This window comes from Pyramidobacter porci (assembly GCF_009695745.1).
GTDB classification, from domain to species: Bacteria; Synergistota; Synergistia; order Synergistales; family Dethiosulfovibrionaceae; genus Pyramidobacter; species Pyramidobacter porci.
Genome location: NZ_VUNH01000007.1, coordinates 1 through 22,314, shown reverse-complemented (window position 1 = coordinate 22,314; position 22,314 = coordinate 1). Strand labels below are relative to the sequence as shown.

18 protein-coding genes are annotated in these 22,314 nt (G+C 54.4%); 13 read left to right on the top strand and 5 right to left on the bottom strand.

Annotated elements, in window-relative coordinates; all coding sequences use genetic code 11:
- Positions 1-285 precede the first annotated feature (285 nt).
- The 13 genes from FYJ74_RS07110 to FYJ74_RS07050 all read left to right on the top strand — a co-directional run bounded on the left by FYJ74_RS07110 (position 286) and on the right by FYJ74_RS07050 (position 16,471).
- A complete protein-coding gene (locus FYJ74_RS07110) occupies positions 286-1,068 on the top strand; it encodes an SDR family NAD(P)-dependent oxidoreductase (RefSeq protein WP_154528890.1) in 783 nt (260 codons plus the stop codon).
- A gap of 30 nt (positions 1,069-1,098) precedes the next feature.
- Positions 1,099-2,481: an aminomethyl-transferring glycine dehydrogenase subunit GcvPA gene (gene gcvPA, locus FYJ74_RS07105; RefSeq protein WP_154528889.1), complete on the top strand. Its 1,383-nt coding sequence runs from the start codon at positions 1,099-1,101 to the stop codon at positions 2,479-2,481.
- Positions 2,482-2,503: 22 nt separating this feature from the next.
- Entirely contained in the window at positions 2,504-4,093 is a 1,590-nt protein-coding gene (gene gcvPB, locus FYJ74_RS07100; RefSeq protein ID WP_154528888.1) for an aminomethyl-transferring glycine dehydrogenase subunit GcvPB, read from the top strand.
- Positions 4,094-5,203: an ATP-NAD kinase family protein gene (locus FYJ74_RS07095; RefSeq protein ID WP_154528887.1), complete on the top strand. Its 1,110-nt coding sequence runs from the start codon at positions 4,094-4,096 to the stop codon at positions 5,201-5,203.
- An 84-nt stretch (positions 5,204-5,287) separates the two neighbouring features.
- A complete protein-coding gene (locus tag FYJ74_RS07090) occupies positions 5,288-6,043 on the top strand; it encodes an SDR family NAD(P)-dependent oxidoreductase (protein WP_154528886.1) in 756 nt (251 codons plus the stop codon).
- A gap of 131 nt (positions 6,044-6,174) precedes the next feature.
- Positions 6,175-7,641: a Na+/H+ antiporter NhaC gene (nhaC, locus tag FYJ74_RS07085; protein ID WP_154528885.1), complete on the top strand. Its 1,467-nt coding sequence runs from the start codon at positions 6,175-6,177 to the stop codon at positions 7,639-7,641.
- A gap of 197 nt (positions 7,642-7,838) precedes the next feature.
- Positions 7,839-8,804, top strand: coding sequence for a C-terminal binding protein (locus FYJ74_RS07080; protein ID WP_154528884.1), 966 nt, complete (start codon positions 7,839-7,841; stop codon positions 8,802-8,804).
- Positions 8,805-8,836: 32 nt separating this feature from the next.
- Complete coding sequence (locus FYJ74_RS07075; RefSeq protein ID WP_154528883.1) at positions 8,837-10,024, top strand: pyridoxal phosphate-dependent aminotransferase; 1,188 nt, start codon at positions 8,837-8,839, stop codon at positions 10,022-10,024.
- Between the two features lie 148 nt (positions 10,025-10,172).
- A complete protein-coding gene (locus FYJ74_RS07070; RefSeq protein ID WP_229769410.1) occupies positions 10,173-11,168 on the top strand; it encodes a TRAP transporter substrate-binding protein in 996 nt (331 codons plus the stop codon).
- A 33-nt stretch (positions 11,169-11,201) separates the two neighbouring features.
- The gene (locus FYJ74_RS07065; RefSeq protein WP_154528882.1) at positions 11,202-11,714 is read left to right on the top strand and encodes a TRAP transporter small permease; all 513 of its coding nucleotides are present in this window, start codon (positions 11,202-11,204) and stop codon (positions 11,712-11,714) included.
- 14 nt (positions 11,715-11,728) lie between these two features.
- Entirely contained in the window at positions 11,729-13,012 is a 1,284-nt protein-coding gene (locus FYJ74_RS07060) for a TRAP transporter large permease (protein WP_154528881.1), read from the top strand.
- 125 nt (positions 13,013-13,137) lie between these two features.
- Complete coding sequence (locus FYJ74_RS07055) at positions 13,138-14,715, top strand: amidohydrolase (RefSeq protein WP_195838842.1); 1,578 nt, start codon at positions 13,138-13,140, stop codon at positions 14,713-14,715.
- A gap of 283 nt (positions 14,716-14,998) precedes the next feature.
- Positions 14,999-16,471 (top strand): Na+/H+ antiporter NhaC family protein, encoded by a 1,473-nt coding sequence (locus tag FYJ74_RS07050; RefSeq protein ID WP_154528879.1) that lies wholly within the window; start codon positions 14,999-15,001, stop codon positions 16,469-16,471.
- A 289-nt stretch (positions 16,472-16,760) separates the two neighbouring features.
- Here FYJ74_RS07050 and FYJ74_RS07045 read toward each other — a convergent pair whose 3' ends face one another.
- From FYJ74_RS07045 to FYJ74_RS07025, 5 genes are all read right to left on the bottom strand, one after another.
- On the bottom strand, positions 16,761-17,567 hold the full coding sequence (locus FYJ74_RS07045) for a FadR/GntR family transcriptional regulator (protein WP_229769409.1): 807 nt from the start codon (positions 17,565-17,567) through the stop codon (positions 16,761-16,763).
- A gap of 142 nt (positions 17,568-17,709) precedes the next feature.
- On the bottom strand, positions 17,710-18,948 hold the full coding sequence (locus FYJ74_RS07040) for a DUF401 family protein (RefSeq protein ID WP_229769408.1): 1,239 nt from the start codon (positions 18,946-18,948) through the stop codon (positions 17,710-17,712).
- 135 nt (positions 18,949-19,083) lie between these two features.
- Positions 19,084-20,286, bottom strand: coding sequence for a mandelate racemase/muconate lactonizing enzyme family protein (locus FYJ74_RS07035; RefSeq protein ID WP_154528878.1), 1,203 nt, complete (start codon positions 20,284-20,286; stop codon positions 19,084-19,086).
- A gap of 46 nt (positions 20,287-20,332) precedes the next feature.
- A complete protein-coding gene (locus tag FYJ74_RS07030; protein WP_154528877.1) occupies positions 20,333-21,778 on the bottom strand; it encodes an APC family permease in 1,446 nt (481 codons plus the stop codon).
- A 246-nt stretch (positions 21,779-22,024) separates the two neighbouring features.
- Positions 22,025-22,314 (bottom strand): enolase C-terminal domain-like protein (locus FYJ74_RS07025; protein ID WP_326830901.1); only part of this gene is annotated, 290 nt, incomplete at its 5' end.

The following is a 22,314-nucleotide window of genomic DNA, read 5'->3' as shown; positions in this document are numbered from 1 at the left end:
ATGTCGTGTCGGATAAATTTGGGCGAGCGGGCAGCGTTGGTTCAATTTCAGCGGCAAAATTTCCTTGACAAATAAGCGCCCTTGTCGTAATATTCTTTTCAAATAGATTGTATACAAATAAGCGTGAGAGCATCGCCTCGCAATTCTGATGGGCGTTTTTCGTTTTGTGCTCTTGAAAAACGCGGCAGACGGCGAACGATGCTTGGCGGGCAAAAGGGACTTTTTTGTGCTCGCGCGTCGGGCGCTTTTTTTGTATACGGAATTTTATGACAGGGAGGCGTCGTCATGTTGGATTTGAACGAACTGTGCGGCATGAGGGACAAAAACGCCGTCATCACGGGAGCCGCGTCGGGGCTGGGGGCGGGGATCGCCCGCTTCTTCGCTGACGCCGGCATGAAGGTGCTGCTGCTGGACATCAACGAGAAGGGCGGCGAAGAAGTAACCGCGGAAATCAGGGGCAGCGGCGGCAACGCCGTCTTCATGCGCTGCGATGTCACCAGTCAGGCCGACTGCGCCGCCGCGGCCGAAGCGGCGTTCCGGCGCTGGGGCGGCATCGACTGTCTCGTGAACTGCGCGGGAGCGACTCGCCGCCGCACGGTGGAAGATCTCGAAGAAAAGGATTGGGATCTGGTGCTGAACGTGACGCTGAAAAGCGTTTACCTGATGTGCCACAACGTGGTGCCCTACATGAAGAAGCAGGGACACGGCAAGATCGTCAACATCGGTTCCGGCTGGGCTTTGAAGGGCGGCGATCAGGCCGTGGCGTACTGCGCGTCCAAGGGCGGCGTGTGGAACATGACCCGCGCTCTGGCGATCGACTGCGGCCCTCATAATATCAACGTCAACTGCGTTTGCCCCGGCGACAGCGACACGCCGATGCTCAAAAGCGAGTGCGAGCAGCTGGGCGGCACGTACGACTCGGCGTTCAAATCGTCGTGCGCGGTGCGTCCGATCGCCCGGCTGGGCACGCCGAAAGACGTGGCGATGTGCGTGTTCTTCCTGTGCAGCGAAATGTCGCCGTGGGTGACCGGTTCGGCTCTGGTCGTCGACGGCGGCGGCATCGCCTAGCGTGCGGCGGATTTTCAAGGAGGTCTTACGATGTCGAAACGGAATTATCCCTACATTCCCAACTCCGATCCGGCCGTCCAGGCCGAGATGCTCAAGTTCATCGGGGCGAAATCCATCGACGAGCTGATCGAGCAGAACATTCCCCGGGAGCTGCTCATGAAGGCGCCGCTCAAACTTCCGCAGCCTTACGCGGCGGAGTGCGATCTTGTCCGCCACGTTTCGGGCATTCTGAACAAGGACAAGACGGCCAATGAAATGGCCTGCTTTCTCGGCGCGGGCTGCTATAACCGCTACGTTCCGGCGCTGGTGGACGAGGTGATCAACCGTTCCGAGTTCCTTTCGGCCTACGCCGGCGAGCCGTACGAGGATCATGGCCGCTTCCAGGCCTGCTTCGAGTACGAGAGCATGATGGCCGAGCTGTTGGACTGCGACGTGGTCAACGTTCCCAACTACGACGGTTCGCAGGCCGCGGGCACGGCGCTGCGCATGGCGACGCGCGTGACGAAGCGCGACGAAGTGCTGATCCCGGCGACGCTGAATCCCGACGTGGCGCGCGCCGTAAAGACGTATTTGCATCCCGACGTGAAGGTAACGACCGTCGCCTACGATCGCACGACCGGCCGTCTCGATCTGAACGATCTCAAGGCGAAGCTGAGCGACAAGATCGCGGCGGTAATGGCGATGAATCCCAACTTTTTCGGCATCGTCGAGGAGGAGGCGCAGCAGGTCGCCGATCTGGCGCATGCGGCCGGGGCGCTGTTCGTCGTCTATGCCGAGCCTTCGACGCTGGGCGTGATGAAGCCTCCATTCCAGTACGGAGCCGACCTTGCCTGCGGCGACATTCAGGCGCTGGGCATCCACATGAACTACGGCGGCGGCGTGGGCGGCTACATGGCCGCCAGGGACCGGCCCGAGATCGTGCGCGAGTATCCTTCGCGCCTGTTCGGGCTTGCGCCGACGAGCCACGGCGAATGGGGCTTCGGCGACGTGATGTGGGAGCGCACTTCGTTCGCCGTCCGCGACCGCGCCAAGGAATTCGTCGGCACGCACGCGGCGCTGTGGAGCATCGGCGCGGCGGTGTACCTGGCCAGTCTCGGGCCGAAGGGGATGCAGGAGCTGGGCAAAACCATCCTGCAGCGCGGCCTGCTGCTGCGCAAGCGCCTGGCTTCCGTGAAGGGGCTGACGGTCTGCCCGCTGAGCGGCGCGACGTTCCAGGAGTTTGTCGTGCGCTTCGAGAACAAAACGGTCGCCGAGGTCAACGCGGCGCTTTTGAAGAAGAATATTCTCGGCGGCTTCGATTTGAGCAGGGACTTTCCCGAACTGGGGCAGTGCGCGCTGCTGTGCGTCACCGAGCGCACGGGCGAAGACGACGTCGCCGCGCTGGTCAAGGCGCTTGCCGAAATTCTTGCCTGAAGGACGGAAAGGAAGGATCGTCATGGATAAAATTGCGGACAAAAGAGACGCCCGACTGGACCGTTTCCATCAGGCGAGCTGGAACGAGCCGATTATTTACGAGTTGAGCGTGAAAGGCGAGCGTGGCGTGCTGGTTCCGGAAGTTTCGGCGGCCGTCGCGGCCGAAGCGGGCGACGGCGTTTCCAGCCTGCCCGAGTGCATGAGGCGCAAAAACGCGCCCGACCTGCCGGAGATCGGGCAGCCGCAGCTGGCGCGCCACTACAACCATCTGGCGCAGGAGAACCTCGGCGTCGACAGCAACATCGACATCGGCCAGGGCACCTGCACGATGAAGTACAGCCCCAAGGTGAACGACCGCCTCGCCGGCTGCCCCAAGCTGGCCGACATGCACCCGCTGCAGCCGGACGGCACGGCGCAGGGCATTCTCGAAGTCGTCTGGCGTCTGGGCGAGCTGTTCAAGGAAATTTCCGGCCTCGATTGCTTCAGCATCCAGCCCGGCGGCGGCGCGCACGGCATCCTCGCCATGGCGTCGGTCGTGCGCGCTTACTGGGAAGCGAAGGGGGAAAACGACCGCGACACCGTCGTCACCACGTTCTTCTCGCACCCTGCCGACGCGGCCTGCCCGATCGTCAAGGGGTACAAGGCCGTCGTGCTGCCGCCCGACGCCGAGGGGCTGCCCGATATCGAAGCTTTCAAGGCGACGCTGAAAAACAACAAAGTCGCCGCCATCTTCATGACCAACCCCGAAGACACCGGCATCTTCAACCGCCGCATCCGCGAGTTCACGCGGCTGGCTCACGAAGCCGGCGCGATCTGCTGCTACGACCAGGCCAACGCCAACGGCCTGCTGGGCATCACCCGCACCGTCGAGGCCGACTTCGACATGTCGTTCTTCAACCTGCACAAGACTTTCTCGTCGCCGCACGGCTGCGGCGGCCCCGCCGTCGGCATGGTGACCTGCCGCAAAGAGCTGCGCGATTATCTGCCCGCGCCTCTGGTCGAACGCAGCGAGGAGAAAGGCTATTACCTCGATTTCGACCTGCCCCGCAGCTGCGGCAAGGTCAAGTCCTTCTGGGGCGTCGCGCCCGTGGCGGTGCGCGCCTACGCCTGGATCATGAGCCTGGGGGCGGAAGGGCTGCGCGAGGTGAGCCGGGTGGCGATCCTCAATAACAACTACTGCATGAAAAAAATCCTCGCCATCAAGGGCGCGTCGATCAGTTTCCCCAATCACAAACCGCGCATCGAGCAGGTCCGTTACAGCTGGGAACAGCTCAAAAAGGACACGGGCTTCGGCACCGCCGACTTCTCGCGGCGCATTCCCGATTATGGCACGCATTACTGGAGCAGCCACGAACCGTGGGTGATCCCCGAGCCGTTCACGATCGAGCCCAGCGAGTCGTACAGCAAGCGCGACCTCGACACCTACTGCGAGATCCTCGCCGCCATCGCGCGCGAGTGCTACGAGCAGCCCGAGGTCATCCGCGCCGCGCCGCTGAACAGCACCGTGCACCACATCAGCCACGACTATTTCGACGACCCCGACAAGTGGGCGCTGTCGTGGCGGAACTACAAACAGAAGTACACGGGCTATTTCCAGCCGAAAAAGAAATAGATGAGAATCGGCTTTCTCGTCAATCCCGTGGCAGGAATGGGCGGTTCCGTGGCGCTGAAGGGCACCGACGGGGCGGAAACGCTCCGCCGGGCCCGTGCCCTCGGCGCCGTGCCCCGCGCCGCGGGGCGCATGGCGCAGGCGCTCGACGCCGCGCTGCCGCTGCCTGACGGCGTTGGTTTTCTCGCCTGCGGCGGCGAGATGGGCGAAACGCTTTTGAAAGAGCGGCGGCTTCCCTACGAAATCGTATGGCGTCCGGCGGGCGAAAGCCGCGCCGCCGACACGCGCGCGGCCGTCGGGGCCATGGCCGCCGCCGGAGCGGAACTGATCTTCTTCGCCGGCGGCGACGGCACGGCCCGCGACGTCTGCGCCGCGCTGGAAGGCGCGGCGACTCCCGTGATCGGCGTGCCGGCCGGCGTCAAGATCCACTCGGCGGTCTACGGCGTCACGCCTGTGCGCGCCGGTCGGCTGCTGAGCAAGTTCGCCTCCGGCGGCGTGAAGGAACTGGGCGACGCCGAAGTGATGGACATCGACGAAGAAGCTTTTCGCCGCGGCACGGTCAACGCCCGCCTCTACGGCTATTTGAAAGTGCCGCTCGACCGCGGCTGCCTTCAGGACCGCAAATCGGGCGGCGCGAACTCCGACGCCTGCGACCGCTCCGCCATCGCCGTGTGGGTCGCAGAGCACATGGCTCCCGGCCGCCTGTATCTGATCGGTTCGGGCACCACCACTCAGGCGATCATGGACGAGCTGGAACTGCCCGGCACGCTGCTGGGCGTCGACGCCGTCAAAGACCGCCGCCTCGTCGCCGCCGACCTGACGGAGCGCCAGCTCCTCGACCTGGTCGAGCCGGGCAACACCACGCTGATCGTCACCGTCATCGGCGGCCAGGGGCACATCTTCGGCCGCGGCAACCAGCAGCTCAGCCCCGCCGTGCTGCGCCGCGTCGGCGTGGAAAACGTGACGGTCGTCGCCACGCCGGCCAAGCTGATCGGCCTGTTCCCCAAGCCCCTGCTCGTGGACACCGGCGACCCCGAACTCGACCGCCGGTTCCGCGGCTACGCCGCCGTGGTGACCGGCTACGACCGCCGCCAGATGCACCGCGTGGAATGAAGAAGCATTCCCGACGTTTTGCCGTAGAATAAAAAAGTTCGGGCGAAGCGCCCGAACGAGATCATTCTTTGAGGAGGTCTTTTTATGGCACGTTATGAAGAGCTGAAAGGCAAGCGCGTGATGATCACCGGCGCGGCCAGCGGCATCGGACTGGCGACGGCCCGCCGTTTCGCCGCGGAAGGCGCGAAGGTTTTCATCGTCGATTACAACAAAAAAGCCCTCGAGGCGACGCAGAAGGAGCATCCCGAGTTCGCCGGATTTTCCGCGGCCGACGTCTCCGACGAAGAGAACGTCAAAGCGGCTTTTGCGGAGATGGATCGCCTGCTGGGCGGCATCGACGTGCTGATCTCCAACGCCGGCATCTCCATCCGCAGCGACGCGCTGAACATCCCCTACGCGCAGTGGAAAAAGGTCATGGACATCAACCTGGGCGGCATGTTCCTCTGCGCCAAAGAGGCCGGCAGGCGCATGAAGGCGCAGGGCGGCGGCGTGATTCTCATGACCGCCTCCAGCAACGGCACCGAAGGCCATCGCTGGTACGCCGATTACAACGCTTCCAAGGCGGGCGTGATCCTGCTCACCAAGACGCTGGCGCTCGAACTGGCCCCCGTCGTGCGCGTCAACTGCGTGTGCCCCGGTTACGTGCTCACGCCCATGCAGCGCGCCGAGTACACCGACGAGATGCTGGCCAAGGTCAACGAAGGCATTCCCATGAAGCGCCACGCCGCGCCCGAGGAGATTGGCGCGCTCTACGCTTTCTTGGCCAGCGACGACGCCCGCTACATCACCGGCGCCGATATTCGCATCGACGGCGGCGAGACGGCGGGGCTGTACTCGTAAGATAATATTCGCGCGACAATGTATAAAGATCCCTTAGATCATGAACCCCGACCGTGGCCGGTGCGTTCCTAGACCGGTCTAAGGGATTTTTTGTAAAACGGAAATGCACACTGCATAAGGGGGTAATTCTGATGGTGGAACGGAACTCAGAAAGCGTCTTTCACGAGGAAGCTTCAACTTATTTCAGGCCCAAAACGTGGGTGTCTTTCGTCATTGTCGCGTTTCTGATTTGTTCCATGTGCAGCGCGATCTTTGTCACCGGAGTGCAGCTGCATATCACAATGATGATCAGCATGGGATTCAGCATGCTGCTTCTTGCCTTTGACGGGTGTTCCTACAAAAAACTTGAAGCAGCCATCATATATGGCGGCAAGCTTCTGATTCCGACACTGGTCCTGCTGTATTGCATCGGCGCGTTAATCGGGGCATGGATCGCCGGCGGCACGGTGCCGATGATCATTTACTGGGGATTGCGGCTGATTGACCCGAAATACTTTCTGGTGACAGCCTGCTTGGCTTGTATGGTGGTATCGATGGCTTCCGGCAGTTCGTGGTCCACGATCGGCACCGTGGGCGTTGCGCTGATGGGGGTCGGCGTAGGCCTGAACGTGAACCCGGCAATGACGGCGGGAGCCGTCGTCTCGGGAGCGGCTTTTGGCGATAAAATGTCGCCGTTGTCCGACACGACGAATGTCGCACCGGCTGTTGCCGAAGCAGATCTATTTGATCATATTCGTGCTATGTTATATACCGGCGGCCCGGCAATAGTTTTGGCTCTGGCAGGTTTTGCTATTTTGGGCTTTCAGGCCGGCGGAACGACGGATGAGGCAACCGTGCTGAACATCATGACGTCGCTCCATGGGCTTTTCAGGATGAACGTTTTGACGTTGATTCCTGCCCTTATCGTTCTGCTCCTCGCGTTGAAACGCTTCCCTGCGTTCCCTACGCTGTTGATTTCGACGCTTGCGGCGGCGTTGCTCGCCGTTGTGATGCAAGGCCAGAGCATCCCGTCGATCCTGACGATCATGGAGCAGGGATTTGTTTCGAACACCGGAGTGGGGCAGATCGACAAGCTGTTGACGCGCGGCGGCATTTTCTCGATGAACTACAACTGCGGACTGAGCACGCTTGTCATGGTTTACGGCGGTATCCTTGAAAAGTGCGGGGTTCTTGACGTGCTTCTTGAAAAGATGCATTCTTTTACGAAAACGGTCGGTCGCCTGGTTGCCACAACGGTCTGTCTTGAAATTTTTCTGAACCTGATCACGGCGAGCCAGTACATGACGATCATTCTTGGCGGCAAATTGATGATGCCGGCCTACAGAAAGCACGATTTGCTTCCGCAGTGCCTGTCGCGTACCTTGGAAGATTCCGGCACGGTCACGTCGTTGCTGATCCCTTGGAATCTGTGTGGAGCGTTTGCGACCGCGGCCATTGGCGTGAACAGCTTCTCCTACCTCCCTTATGCTTTGTTCAACTGGCTGTGCCCACTAATCGCCGTGATATGGGGTTTCGCGGGGCTGTTCCAGTGGAAAACGGGGGCTATCTCCAGCAAAAGGACATATCGTCGCGAAGATTCCATTATCGATGCGAAGTAAAGTTTTATTTTCGCTTCCATGCGACGGCATACGTCGTTTCTGATGAGTTTCCAAAAATGTCTGATCTATTATCGACAGTGGCTGAAATGTGAGGCAAGGCGGAATTTCTGTATTTCGAGCGTTGTCTGCTTTGGACAACGTGCGGTTAAAGTGTCTTGCGTGATCGCGATTTAAAATGCTGTTAAGGGGGGAGCTTTGTGACGAAGCGTTTCAAAACAGGCATCTATAGTGTTGTCGTCACGGAAGACAAGATTGAGACCGAGGTTCTTAAGGATGTTTCAGACGTTTACCGCTTCACGAGTCGCGACGAGTTTGAAGCCGCTTTTCCGGAAATTGACGGTCTGATCGTTGACATCACTCCGGTTACCGACGAAATGATGTCGAAGATGAAGAATCTGAAAATCGTTGTCCGTCACGGCATGGGAGCCGACAACATCGACATCCCGGCGGCGACGAAACATCGCGTGATCGCCTGTAACGTGCCGAGATTTAACCTTGAGGAGGTTTCGGACTACGCTCTCGCCGCTGCCCTTTCGCTGGCCAATCATCTGCCGCAGTATACTTGGAAGGTTATGCACGACAGATCGTGGCTCCTTCAGGACCTGGAGCCAAAAACGGAAGTTCAGGAGATGACGCTTGGCATTCTCGGTTTGGGACAAATCGGCACTCTGTTCGCTCAAAAGGCAAAACCTCTGTTCAAGAAGATCATCTCCTATGATCCGTTCATGAATCGCGAGCGGGCGGCCGCTCTCGGCGTTGAGGTCATTGACGATATCGATGACGTGTTCCGTCAGGCCGACATTGTCAGCGTGCATGTGCCGCTGACGCCGGCAACCCGCAGCCTTGTCAACGCTGACCGTCTGAAGCTCATGAAGAAGACCGCTTTCTTGATGAACACGTCGCGCGGCGAGCTCGTCGATATTGACGCTCTTTCGGCGGCACTTCACAGCAAACGGATCGCAGGCGCCGCCCTCGACGTCCTTGAAGGCGAGCCGATGCCGGACATGAACCACCCGATTTTCAGGGAGCCCGGCATCATTCTGACGCCGCATGTGGCGTGGTATTCCAGCCAGTCTCTGCACAAGCTTCGCGTTACGGCTGCGGAGGAAGTTCGAGATGCGTACCTCGGGAAACGCCCAGTCGGGCAACTGAACGAATTTTAGAATGACACCGAAAGGAAAGGGAGGAGATTCCCATGATCGCTCTGCACGAAAAGACGCGCCGTATTTCTCAGTGTTCGTTTGGCGGAGGCATTCGCGACATTGCCGATGCCTGCAATAAACTTGAGAAGAAAGGCATGAAGACATTTCACTTTGAAATCGGCGAGCCCGACTTCGACTCCCCCGAAGCGGCAAAGGAGGCTTGCAAGCGCGCTCTCGACGAGAACAAAACGCACTACACTTCGACGTACGGCATTGAGGAGCTCCGCTCTGCGATTTCCGAACATGAAGCTCGCAAAGGCTACACGCTGGATCCGAACAATCTTGTTGTGACCTGCGGCGCGGAAGAGGCTCTGATGACTCTGATGCTTGCTTTGCTCGATATCGGCGACGAGATTGTTCTCTTCACGCCGTGCTACCTTGCTTATCGCGAAGAGGCTCTGTTTGCCGGCGCAGTGCCGGTTGAAGTGCCGGCGAAACTCGGCGAGCACTACGGCATCGACATGGATAAACTGAAAGCCGCGGTGACCGATAAGACCCGCATGATCCTCCTCAACACGCCGAATAACCCGTCGGGTTGCGTTGTGAGCCGCGAAGACATGGACAAGCTCGTCGAGTTCGTCAAAGGAAAGAACATCTGGCTGGTTGCCGACGAGTGTTATTCCGAGATCATCTACGCCAAAAAACACGTTTCGCCGCTCGATTATCCGGAGATCGCCGACCAGACAATCATCGTCAGTTCTTCGTCCAAGACGTTCGCCATGACGGGCTGGCGCATTGGCTATGCCTACGTTCCGCATGATGTGGTTGCGATGCTCGCCAAGGCTCATCTGATGACTACAAGCTGCGCGTGCGCGTTCGGTCAGATCGGTGCGGCTGCCGCGTTTAGAGACTGCAAAACTTTTACGCGGGAGAAAGTGGCACGATTCAAGGAACGTCGCAACGTTGTCATTGAAGCGTTGAAAAAATGCCCCGGGGCGGATTTCCCCTCGCCGGAAGGCGCGTTCTACGTTCTGCCGTCCATCGAAAAACTGAACATGAAACCGCTTGATTTCGCGATGGGGTTGATGAACAAGTACGGAGTCGCCGTGGTTCCGAGCGATTCGTTCGGCATCAAAAATCACGTGAGAATCGCCTATACGGTCGGCATCGACACGATCCGTTCCGGCATGGAGTACTTCGTCAAGTACTACAATGAGTGTCTTGAGGCTGCACGGAAATAGTAAAATTCTGAATCGAACAGTTTTCAACCACTTTCGCTGGGCGAGTCACGCGATGCCTGACGACGCTTGTGCCGCTGGTAAACGGCTGGTTCATCACTCAGACGGCCCGGAACGATTCGGGCTCAGACTCAAGAAGGGTGGTCTTCAAATGAATATGAAACGTTTCCTGTCGCTGGCTCTTTGTGCTTCGATGCTTGTTGCGTCGGCCTCTGCCGTTTCGGCGAAGACGTACAAGATGAAGATTCATTCGACCGGCAACGAGAGGAACCAGTCGACGCCGCCTTTGAGGCAGTTTGCGAAGACGGTCGAAGAAAAGACGAACGGCGACGTCAAAGTGACGATTCACTTCAACGGCGTGCTTGGCGGTGACCGTCAAGCCACGGAAGGCATGCAGCTTGGCACGATTGAATGCGGCATCACGACGACTTCCACGCTGGGGACGTTTGATCCGAGGTTCAACGTCTTTGACCTTCCATTTCTGTTCAAGGATTACGAGACGGCCTACAAAGCCATGGACGGCGAACTGGGAGACATGCTCGAGAAAGCCTGCTTGGATCAGGGGCTGCGTATTCTTGCCTGGGGCGTCAACGGCTTCCGCAGTATCAGCAATAGTCGAAAGCCGATCGATGTTCCGGCCGATCTTGGCGGTCTGAAGATTCGCTGCATGGAAAATCAGCTTCACGTTTCGACGTTCAAGGCCCTGGGCGCGAATCCGACGCCGATGAGTTTCTCTGAGTTGTACACCGCTCTTTCGCAGGGAACCGTCGACGGTCAGGATAACCCGCCGATCCTCACGTTCTCCGCAAAGTTCTATGAGGTTCAGAAATACTATTCGCTGACGCGGCACGTGTTCTCCGTCGCTCCGCTCGTGATGTCCGAAAATTTCTTCCAGCGCCTTCCGAAGGAGTATCAGGATGTTGTGCTGGCCGCCGGCAAACAGTACGAGGCTGACGTCCGCGCGGCGACAGAGAATCTTGAAGCCGAAACCATTGCGGAACTGGAGAAGACAAGCATGAAAGTCAACTCGATCAATGACGAAAATCACAAACTGTTTGTCGAGGCGACCGCCCCGATTTACGAAGAAGCCGAAAAGCTCGTCGGCAAGGATATCGTCGACGTGGCGCGCTCCTGCCTCAACAACTAGCGCCTCGAAATTCGTCTGATCGGAGGCGGTATCATGTCCAAGCTCGCTGCGGTCTACAACAAGATCGAGGAGAACCTGCTCTATCTCTCCCTGATCTGTACCGTGACGGTCATTTTCATCCAGGTCGTCATGCGGTACGTTTTTTCCAACTCGTTATCGTGGAGCGAGGAGCTTGCCCGCTATGTGTTTATCTGGCAGACATGGCTCGGCGCCAGCTACGCGACAAGAATGCATCGTCATCTGCGCATCGAAGTTCTGTCCGAGCATTTTCACGGCAACGCGAAAAAAACGCTTGAACTCATCGTTCTTGGGCTCTGGATCTTTTTCGGCGCGTTCCTGTTTTTCAAAGGCAGCCAGCTTGTCGGCATGATCTGGCATCGTCGTCAGGTCTCGGCTGCCATGGGTATCCCGATCGCCATCCCCTATGCCGCCATCCCGTGCGGCGCGCTTGCGATGACGGTCCGTCTGGTCTTTCAGGCCAGAGGCGTCTTGAAGGGCAGGCCGGAAGATGGAAACGAGGCTGTTCCTGTCGAAGAACAGGCGTAACGGAGGCCGATATTATGGATATCCTGATATTGATTGGCCTGTTGTTCGTCTTTCTGAGCGTCAGCCTTCCGATTGGCATCTCGCTTGGATTGGCGACGCTTATTACGATGATCACGACGGAGTCCATCCCGACCATCCTGATCGCTCAGAGCGCCTTTACGGGCATTGACTCGTTCCCACTGCTGGCCATTCCGTTTTTTATGCTGGCCGGTACGCTGATGAGCTACGGCGGCATCTCCAAGCGCATTGTCGACTTTGCCGAAAGCCTGATCGGCTGGGTGACGGGCGGACTGGCGATGGTCACGGTTCTCGCCTGCATGTTCTTCGCGGCAATTTCGGGATCCGGCCCCGCCACCGTGACAGCTATCGGCTCGTTCATGATCCCGGCCATGAGGGAAAAGAAGTACCACGGCAATTTTGCCGCGGCTCTGACGGCTGCCGCCGGTTCCATCGGCGTCATCATTCCGCCTTCGATCCCGTTCGTCATCTATTGCGTCGTTTCCGACGAGTCGGTGCTCGAGCTGTTTGTCGCGGGCATTGTGCCGGGCATCATCATTGGCGTCGCGTTGATGTTCGTTTCATATTTTACGGCGAAGAAGAAAAACTATCCGAAGGTTGACCGCAGCTACGGTTTCCGCGACGTTGTGCTGAGTTTCAAACGCGCTTTCTGGGCCCTGCTTGTGCCGGTCATCATTCTTGGCGGCATTTACGGCGGTTTCTTTACTCCGACCGAAGCGGCGGTCGTCGGTGTGGTGTATGCGCTTTTTGTCGGCAAATTCGTTTACAACGAGCTTGACGCGAAAAGCATCAGAGCCGCGTTCATGGACGCTCTTGTCGTGAACGGCGCGACGAATTTCATGCTGGGATTGTCCGCCGCTTTTGCCGCGTACCTGACGATGGCGGAAATCCCCGTGAAGGTTGGCGAGTGGATCCTGACCATTTCTAGCAAGCCTTGGGTGATCCTGCTCCTGGTGAACATGATGCTGCTCGTCGTCGGGTGTTTTGTCGATAACATTTCATCGATGATTATCCTCACGCCGATTTTTCTGCCGGTCATGAAACAAATCGGCGTCGATCCGGTGCATTTCGGCCTGTTCATGACCGTTGCGCTCGCGATCGGTTTCATTACGCCGCCGTACGGCGCGAATCTGTTCGTCGCTTCAGCCGTTTCGGGGGAGAGAATGAGCGTGCTGTCGAAAAGCATCATGCCGTTCGTCGCGGTTATGATCCTGTGCTTGATGCTGTTCACGTACGTTCCGTCCGTCAGCATGGGGCTTGTGAATTTGTTGCTCCGATAGCGCGCGGCTCACGACGCGATCCTGACTGTCCCAGTTCCGGCGGCCGGGGCTGTCGCGGATGCCGGCTGCCCTTTTACGTGGTGCCGACGCGCCGAAAAAGTTTGACCTCGCAAGGAGGCGGTATGATGTCGAAATCATGTGTCGTGACGGGAAATATATGGACCGGCGATCCCCAAAATCCTCATGCGGAAGCGCTGCGTATTGGCGGCGACAGGATCGTTCAGGTAGGGGAAAAGTCTGATGTCGTTCCGGCAAAAGGCGAAGAAATTTACGATTTCGGCGACTGCCTGGTGACGCCTGGATTTACCGATTCCCACATTCATTTTGGAGCTTACGCCCGCGCCGGTATGTATCCGGATTGCGGCGCCGCGAATTCGCTTGAGGAGCTGCTTGATTTTCTCCGGGCGCAGGTAAAAGACGCGGCGCCTGGCCAGTGGGTTCGCTGCATCAACTTCATTGAGCTGAATTGGAAGCATCCGGCCGTTCCAAGCCGCCTTCAGCTCGACAGCATTGCGCCGGAGACGCCGCTGCTCGTGAGCCATTACGGAGCTCATTTTCACATCGCGAACACGAAAGCGTTTGAACTTTCGGGCCTGTGGGATTCGCGTGATCCGGAGATCGAACGCGGCGCGGACGGGCTGCCGGCAGGGCGCTTGTTCGACAGCGGCGCCGACGCGATGATCAAGGCCATTGAGGCTCAGTATGAGACGAACGAAGCCCTGATGTCTTTCTCCGAGAGAGCGCTGAAAAAACTGTCGTCGATGGGGATCGTGGCGCTGCACGCCTGCGACGCGCCGTCCTACGCCCTGGGCGAGAGGCCCGATATCCTCCAGGATCTTGATGAAAGAGGCGCGCTGCCGATGCGCGTGTTTCTCTATCACGACGAACTGCCGAATTTTGCGATTCGTTCCGGAGCCGGTCTGAACGGCGGCCATATTGCCTACGCCGGTCTCAAGCTCTTTGCCGACGGATCCCTGGGGGCTCGCACGGCCGCCCTGAATGAGCCGTATTCCGACAAAGACGACGAATACGGCCGTCTGCTGTATACCGATGAAAAGTTGATGGAAAAATTTCGCGCCGCGCAGAAGCGGCGCATTCAGGTGCAGATTCACGCAATTGGCGACGCGGCGAACGAACAAGTGGTTCGCTGTATGGAGGCCGTTCAGAAAGAGCTTGGCAGGCCGACGTTTTCATATCGTCTGAATCATGCGATCGTGCTGCCCGAGGGAATGCCCGAACGCATTGCCCGTGCGGGGATCGTCGTCGATCTTCAACCCATCCAGATGTGGGATGACCGCAATATGGCTCCTTCGCGCCTTGGCGAACGCCTGTACCGCCGGACATATCAGCTTCGTAGGCTTGCTGACGCGGGCGTGCTGCTGACGGGATCGAGCGACGCTCCGTGCGACGATCCGAATCCGTGGTACGGCATCGGGATCGCGGCGACGCATTGCGGCCTTGACGGTTCAATGCTGCAAGGACAAAATGCCGGCCAAAAACTGACGCTTGATGAAGCGCTGGAGTTGTACACGACGAACCCGTGGAAGGCTCTTGGGGCGAAGGACGGCACGGCCGGAATGCTGGTCCCCGGTGCCCGCGCCGACATCGCGGTAGCCGACGGTAACGTATTCGATCGTGCTCCTGAGAATATCTGCAAGGTGAAAAACCAAGCGACGTTTTTTGAAGGGCGGCGCGTGTTTTAAGAGGTTTATTGAAAAAGGCGGAATCGTTCATTGCAGCTGGCCTCTCGAGCAGAGAAAACGCCAGATCGATGAGCGCGGCGGGCCTCGGGATGTCCGGGGATTCTTGAAGGTTAAGATTTTATATTGTATAATTTTAAAATCGTAGATAAAATAATATCCGTAAAATGTCTCCAAACAAGGAGAGAAAAGAGGGCGCGAGTTGAGGGAGGCACGGGAGGAATTTTGCCGGGGGTATAATTCCTTTTCAGGGGCCGCGGGAAGACTTAAGAGGGAGGTTTTTTGTATGATCGCACTGGTAAAGCTGCTGCCGATTTGCGTTATGGCCGGACTGATGCTTTCCGGCATGGACATTCTGCTGGCGTCGCCGATTTCCTTCATCTGCGCCTGCCTCGTGGCGATGGTCACGGAGCGTTACAAGTTCAACGAACTGCTCGACGCGGCGCTGGACAACCTGAAGAACTTCCTGATCGTGTTCCTGATTCTGGAAGCTGCGTATGCCGTCGCCGAGTGCTTCATGGCTACGGGCGTGGCGGCCGCGATCATCAATCTGGCGCTGTCGCTGGGGCTGACGGCCAAGCTGGTGGCCGTGGTGGGGTTCCTCGTCACCTGCGTGCTGTCCGTCGCCACGGGCACGTCGTGGGGCACGATCGCGGCCTGCGCGCCGATCTTCCTGTGGCTGAACCACATCGTCGGCGGCAGCGTGGTGCTGACCTTCGCCGCCATTGCCGGCGGCTCATGCTTCGGCGACAACATCGGCCTGATCTCCGACACGACGGTGGTCAGCTGCGGCATGCAGAACGTGCAGCTGGTTGACCGCATGCGCTATCAGGGCGTGTGGTCAGGGCTGTGCCTGATCGTCAGCGCCGTGATCTTCTACTTTGCGGCGGTGGCGATGGGGCTGCCTGATACGGAAGGTTCGGCGGCGGTGGCAATCCAGCAGATTCCCGAGGGCGTGTGGACGGTTCTGGCCGACAAACGCCCCGCGGCGGTAACGCTGCTGAAGCAGGTCCAGTCGGGCGTTCCCTATTACATGGTGATCCCGCTGCTGGTCGTGCTTCTTCTTGCCGTCCGCAACGTCAGCACGCTGATCTGTCTCGGCGCGGGAATCCTCTTTTCGGGGCTTCTCGGCTGGGCGGCCGGTACGGTGACCGACATCAACAAGTTCCTGCAGCTGGTTTACGACGGCGCGTCGGCCGCGGGCGGCTGGTCGATCGCCATGATGCTCTGGGTCGGCGCGTTCGGCGGCGTCATGCGCAAAATGAACGCGTTCGATTCGATCGCCGCGATGATCTTGAAGGTCGTCTCCAAGGTGCGCCAGCTGATGTTCTGCAACGCGCTGCTATGCCTGATCGGCAACGCGGCGATGGCCGACGAGATGGCGCAGATCGTCACGATCAGCCCGATCATCAAGAATCTCACGGAAAAATCGGTGCAGGGTGACGAGAAGGCCATGTACCGTCTGGCGCTGCGCAACGCCACGTATGCCGACGCCATGGCCGTGCTCGGGTCGCAGCTGATCCCGTGGCACGCCTACATGGGCTTCTTCATGGGCATCGCCACGTCGGTGTATCCGCTGGCGGCCGACACGCTGACGGTGATGGGCGTGATCACGCACAACTATTTCGCCTGGGTCGCCGTGGTCTCGATGCTGGTTCTGACGATCACCGGCTGGGATCGTTTCATCCCGCTGTTCAGCATCCCCCGCGAGCCGGAGGTCAGTCTGAAGAAGGATGCGGCTGCGTCTGAGGTGGTCTAAACCCGGCGCCAAGAGGAAAACGGTTCCAAGACAAAATAAGGGGGGAAGAAGCAGGCTGACGTTCGGCCTGTATTCTTCTCCCCCTTGTTATTCGGAGCCCTCTCTGGTACAGTCGGGGCTTTGAACAGAAATATCTCCAGACAGTTTAGAGGCTGGTGACATTCAGATTATTGTTTTTTTCGTTCCCATTTTTTAATCAAGAACAGCATTCTCATAACATTCCCCTGCCAAAAGCAAAATTTCCCCTCTATCTACCCTATATCTTTATTATAATGCATAATTCTGGTTACTATAAATCTCTGTCTATATCTAAAGGAATAATTCCTAACATCCGCTTGCTTGCATTAATAGTTTCGTCAAGTTTCCCGGAGGCAATTCCTTCATAAATCTGGACGTGTGTATCGTTTTCTGAATTTGGAAGCGCCGGATCTTCTCCTCGTTCCAAGCGGCGGTGGGCACGGGTAAATATCAATTTAGTGATATGTTCACGAATCAATTGTTGCACCATGTAATAAATATCTTTGTAAAGACTATTATGACTCATTTTGACGACTTGGTAGTGGAAAGCGAAGTCTGCATCCACCACATCCTCAAGGCATTGTTCATCATCGACATTTCTTGCATACATAAGATGCGTTTTTCGATAATGTTCCAGCCTGAGTTTTAGCTGTGCTATTTCTTCCTCTGTTGCATTCTCAATAGCGATCTTTAGGCATTCATTTTCCAATAAACCGCGCAGTTGCTGTACCTCGCTATATTTTTCGTCACTCTGATATAAAACAGAGATTTCATTTAAGATAGGGCGCAAAGAATAGGGCATTACGTAAGATCCGTCTCCGACCTTTGTTTCTACAAAACCGAGCGTATTTAATTTCTGCAATGCCATACGTACACTTAGACGGTTCACTCCGAAAATTTCTGCGAGCTGAGCTTCTGAGGGCAATTTGCTTCCAGCTTGGTAAACCCCTTTTACGATGTCCTTTTTGATGGAAGCGCAGATCTGATCGGACATTGATGTGCGTTGGATCTTTACCCTATGCACAGGCCTTAACGCTCTTTCATTCATGTACTTAGCTTCTGATCCCTGGAGGGGCATTAGTCAACTCTCCTAATTCAGATATATTCGACTTTAATTATAACACTGAAACTTTGTACATGAAATATCTTTATCAATTACAATTGCGAGGAAAATGATTTTAGTGATTCTTCAGCACGTGATGCCCTATCTTCTCTATCTTTTACCATTTAAAGCTGAGGCCGGTTAAAAAGAAATAATACATAAAAGAGAAGGCGGAAAAAACGATTACCATTGGCATTGTTTTTATAATTAGTTGTCCTAGTGAAATTCTATAATCTTCAGCGCACATAGTCAGGCAAATATGTACAGGGGAGAGCTGCATAGCAATATAATTCATGCACATGAGTAGGATAAACATTGGTAGTACGTTACCTCCATTTAGCGATGCCATTACCATTGGCATACACAGAACAATCATTGCCTGACTGCCAGCAACGACGGTCCCTAAGAAGAAGATTAGAGAAAAGAGCATATAGGTGGGGATTGGTAGCAGCGAAAAGAATTGAGGCAGCTTATTGATGACTCCTGTAGCTCCTAGAATTTCTTTAAAAATCATCACAAGCCATGTACTCAACATGAGTCGTTTCTCAAAAGCCGTGCGGAAAAATGGTTGCACTTCTAAGAATGAAAATTTATTCACGAAAAAGTTGAACGTGATGCAGATAAATACCGCTATATATACAGGTAAATGAAAAATAAGGATGATCGCAATTGCTAAGGCAATACACCATACACTTTTTACTAAGAGTTCCCAATAATAACGTTTTGGTAGGTCTGATTTCATACCAGTATCTTTAGGAATTTTGCGAAGGTAGATAATATAGCCCGTAAAAAATAAAAGAATAACCATAGGCAGCATTGTTAGTATAAAACTGCTGGCGGAAACCGCTCCGTTCGTTAACTCAAGAGCAATAAAAATGGTTGTGTATGTCGGCAAAAAACTCTCTGAAATATGTCGGAAATAAGAGGTAATTGCTGCTTTTTCATCGGCTGCCAGATAATTGCCGACGCTATCCCGTACGATAGGGCCACAGATTAAAACTGTACTTGCCGCTGGTAAGCAACCAAGTAGAAAGGGTACGATCGATACATTAATACGCCGATTATTGAAGAGCCCATTCATTGCAATTTGACAGTTGCTAAGATCTTTCCTTTTCTCCATCATTCGTTGAAGAAACGTGATGGTATAAAACACTAGTAAAGGCTGAATTGTTGTCCAGCTTGTAGCTCCTTTCCAAATGGTTTTCCATGCCACACCTGCGGGAATCTGATACAACAGAATAGTGCCTACAGATGTGATTACCATTGCCAACATAAGAGTTTTTCCCAGCCACATAACAGTAATAATGATAAAAAAGACACCTAGTAGTTTAACTACATCAAGCACAACTGCATCCAAGATCAATGTTCCTCCTTTGGAAGAAGTTAGAAGGTGTTACTTAACGTGTATAATTTTGCATCTATAAAGCTGACAAGTACTACTTTAAAGGCGAGCCCCTCTGCGAAAGCAGAGGGGCTTGGTTACTCGTACATTTTACTCAACGACATATTTATTTGCATTTTCCATCGCATATTTGCTAATTTCCGCACCAAGACCTGGTCCCTCGGGGACTTTGAACTTGCCATTAACAGGCTGGAAATCTATGGAGCATAGTTCCTTATTATAATCATGCAGGTTAAATACATGATGTTCGTGAATAACAAAGTTAGGTATTACAGCTTCAAGATGCAGAGCTGCCGCTGTAGACAGAGGCGATGCGCAGACATGACATTGAACGCTGACGTCGTACACGTAGGCCATGTCGCAGATTTTCTTGCCTTCGGTGATGCCGCCACAATTGCCAAGATCAGGCTGAATGACCTGCACGGATTGATTCTCGAAATACTGTGCATATTGCCAGCGGCTGTACACGCGTTCACCGTGGGAAATAGGCATATTGACATGGTCAGAAATGTATTTTGCAGTTTTTGGGCTTGGAGTATTCGGCTCTTCGAAGTAGAAAATGTTATACTTTTCCACTGCTCTTGCCAGTTGGATAGCGCTCTGTGCATCAGGGCGGCTATGATTCTCCATAATAATGTCAACATTTGGACCAATGGCTTCACGAACAGCAGCGACCCGCTCTTCGACAATCCCAATGTAGTGAGGACTCAACAAACGACAGCAGTCTTCATCGGTATAGCGGTGACCGTCCATAGGATCAAACGTGAAGAAGTCAATTTTGATGCAATCATAACCTTCTTTTACTGCTTTCATTGAGTTTTCAATATAATCCTGTGTAGTAACTGCATCATGAGGAGCACTTAATGTTACGCTATTTTTACAACAGTCCCCCCAACCAAACTGCAGCTGACTTGCGTAAGTGCGGAGATTATCACGGCGTTTGCCACCTAACAGTTGGTAAAGAGGAGCACTATAATATTTGCCTTTAATATCCCATAGGGCAATATCCAACGCAGAGATGCCGGCAAAAACTACAGGGCCACCATTCTGCCCCCAGAACGTACACTTGTAAAGCTTATCCCAAATGACTTCATTGTCCAAAGGATTCATGCCGATAATCAATGTAGCTAAATCACGAATCATACCAGCAGCGGCAGGAGAAGCAATTCCATAAGCTAACGCTGCCTCGCCATCGCCATAGATCCCTTCGTCAGTGTAAATACGGCACATGACAGGACGCCATACTGGACGACGAGTTTTCACTTCAAATATCTCGACCTTTGTGATCTTCATTAGAATAGACTCCTTCTTTCTAGAAATACTGATTTCTTCTGAGGAATCAGTTTGTACTCATTGTAGTTGCGCGTACTTTATTAGCCTCAATTTCATCTTCTTCTGTCCAAAGACACGTGTGAATAACAATGTTACCGGTCCTAGTACGCCAAATACCGAGAGCAGAGAGGATAAGTAATGCGCTGACGTTGATGATTGCCAAATGTGTGTTAATACTAAGAATAGACTTCCAGAAGACAATGCCGTAACCAATGAAGGACAAGATACAGCATGCATAATAGATCCCATCTGATACGTGTAGACGAGCTTTTTTCCATGCATCAGGATAAGTTTTTGGCATACGAATGTAGGCAGAAACGTAAAGAAAAGAAAGAAAGGCGCCAATCAATTGAATCATATTAGTAATTACAGTGATTGAGAACCCCATGACAATTGGAATGATTGCGATACAGAACATATAAGTTAGAATCCACTGCCGCGCACCGTTTCTATTTTTTCTACCGAAAGAGACTGGTAGCCAACCATCATCGCAGGAGTGTCCGATTAAAATGCTGTTATATGCAAAGGAAGAGTTTAGCGTGCTCAGCAGAGCCATGATTGGGCCGCCAACAATAAAGAAATAGTAAAGCCATGCAGGAAAAATACGTTGGGCAGCAAAAGTTAGCGTTGTAGACGAGCCATACTCCTCAATAGTCATAACTCCACTGCCAGCCATTGCAACACCGCAATATAAAACAATAAGGGTAGGGACAGTCATCAAAATTGCAAGAGGAATATCCCGGCGAGCGTTCATAGAACTTGCGCCATAGGCAGAAGTCATCCGGTAACCTTGTGTAGAATAGATAAACAGGAGCGTTGCACCGAAGAATCCGCCAACAATTTTACCATTCTTAAATGTGATCCCCCATCCCTGTGTCAACCATTGAGAATTACTGGTATCAAAGATAGGCAGGGATCGTTGCATTAATCCAAATATTGTAAACAGTAGCAATGCGGCAATCAGTAGCCATGTCATAAGTTTTTGGGCCCCAGCCATAATATCAATTCCGCAAAGGTTAATAATATAGAAGATTACAAGTAAGGATACGCCGATGATAATGCGCATCATTGTTCCTCCCAAGATGGGAAATACATCCCCTAGGTAGGCAGCTGCAGAGGTCCCGAAGAGTGACAACGACATACATTGAGTCAAGTAGCAAAATGAGAAAATCCCTGCAGCTTTGGGGCCACTCATGGCGGCTAAAACTGAATAGTCGCCGCTTCCAAGGCGTAAGGCAGAAGAAATGAACATAACTGGCGAAATCATGATGAAGCCCATCACAATAGCTGCGAAATATGCAAGCCACGCAGAATAACCTGTCATTTTTATGGATGGGACAACAAGAGTAATGACACCAGCGCCAATGACCTGACCAACTGCAAGGGCATAGAGTTCAGGAACTCCTAGCCTTCCTTTTGGAGGAGCTGGTTGCTTTACAACTTTGACTGCCATGAGAATACCTCCTTTTGTAAATAGTTTTTTATGACAGCTATAGCAACTAGCAGCTGTCATTTTCATCTACAACAGCTTTATTTCTTTTCATGTTGTTTATGATTAGAATACTGAGGATAAGAGCGTCCTGAGGGAGATTCACCAAGCAAAGCTGCACGGCAGTTAAGTAAGTTTGATCGGGTTGACTCCCTCGGGGCGCTGAGCACTCGACGCTAAACTATTCTATTAAGAATCAGTATTATTCCTTTATTCGATGACTGCCTTTTGGCTATAATGGGTTAGTGCGTAATCAGTAAATTCACAACCAAGTCCTGGACCTTCGGGCACTTTAAACTTACCGTTGACAGGCTGCCAATCGACTGTGCAAAGTCTCTTTTGATAATCTTCAAGATTTACCTGATGATGCTCATGGATAACAAAGTTAGGTATTACAGCTTCAAGATGCAGAGCTGCCGCTGTAGACAGAGGCGATGCGCAGACATGACATTGAACGCTGACGTCGTACACGTAGGCCATGTCGCAGATTTTCTTGCCTT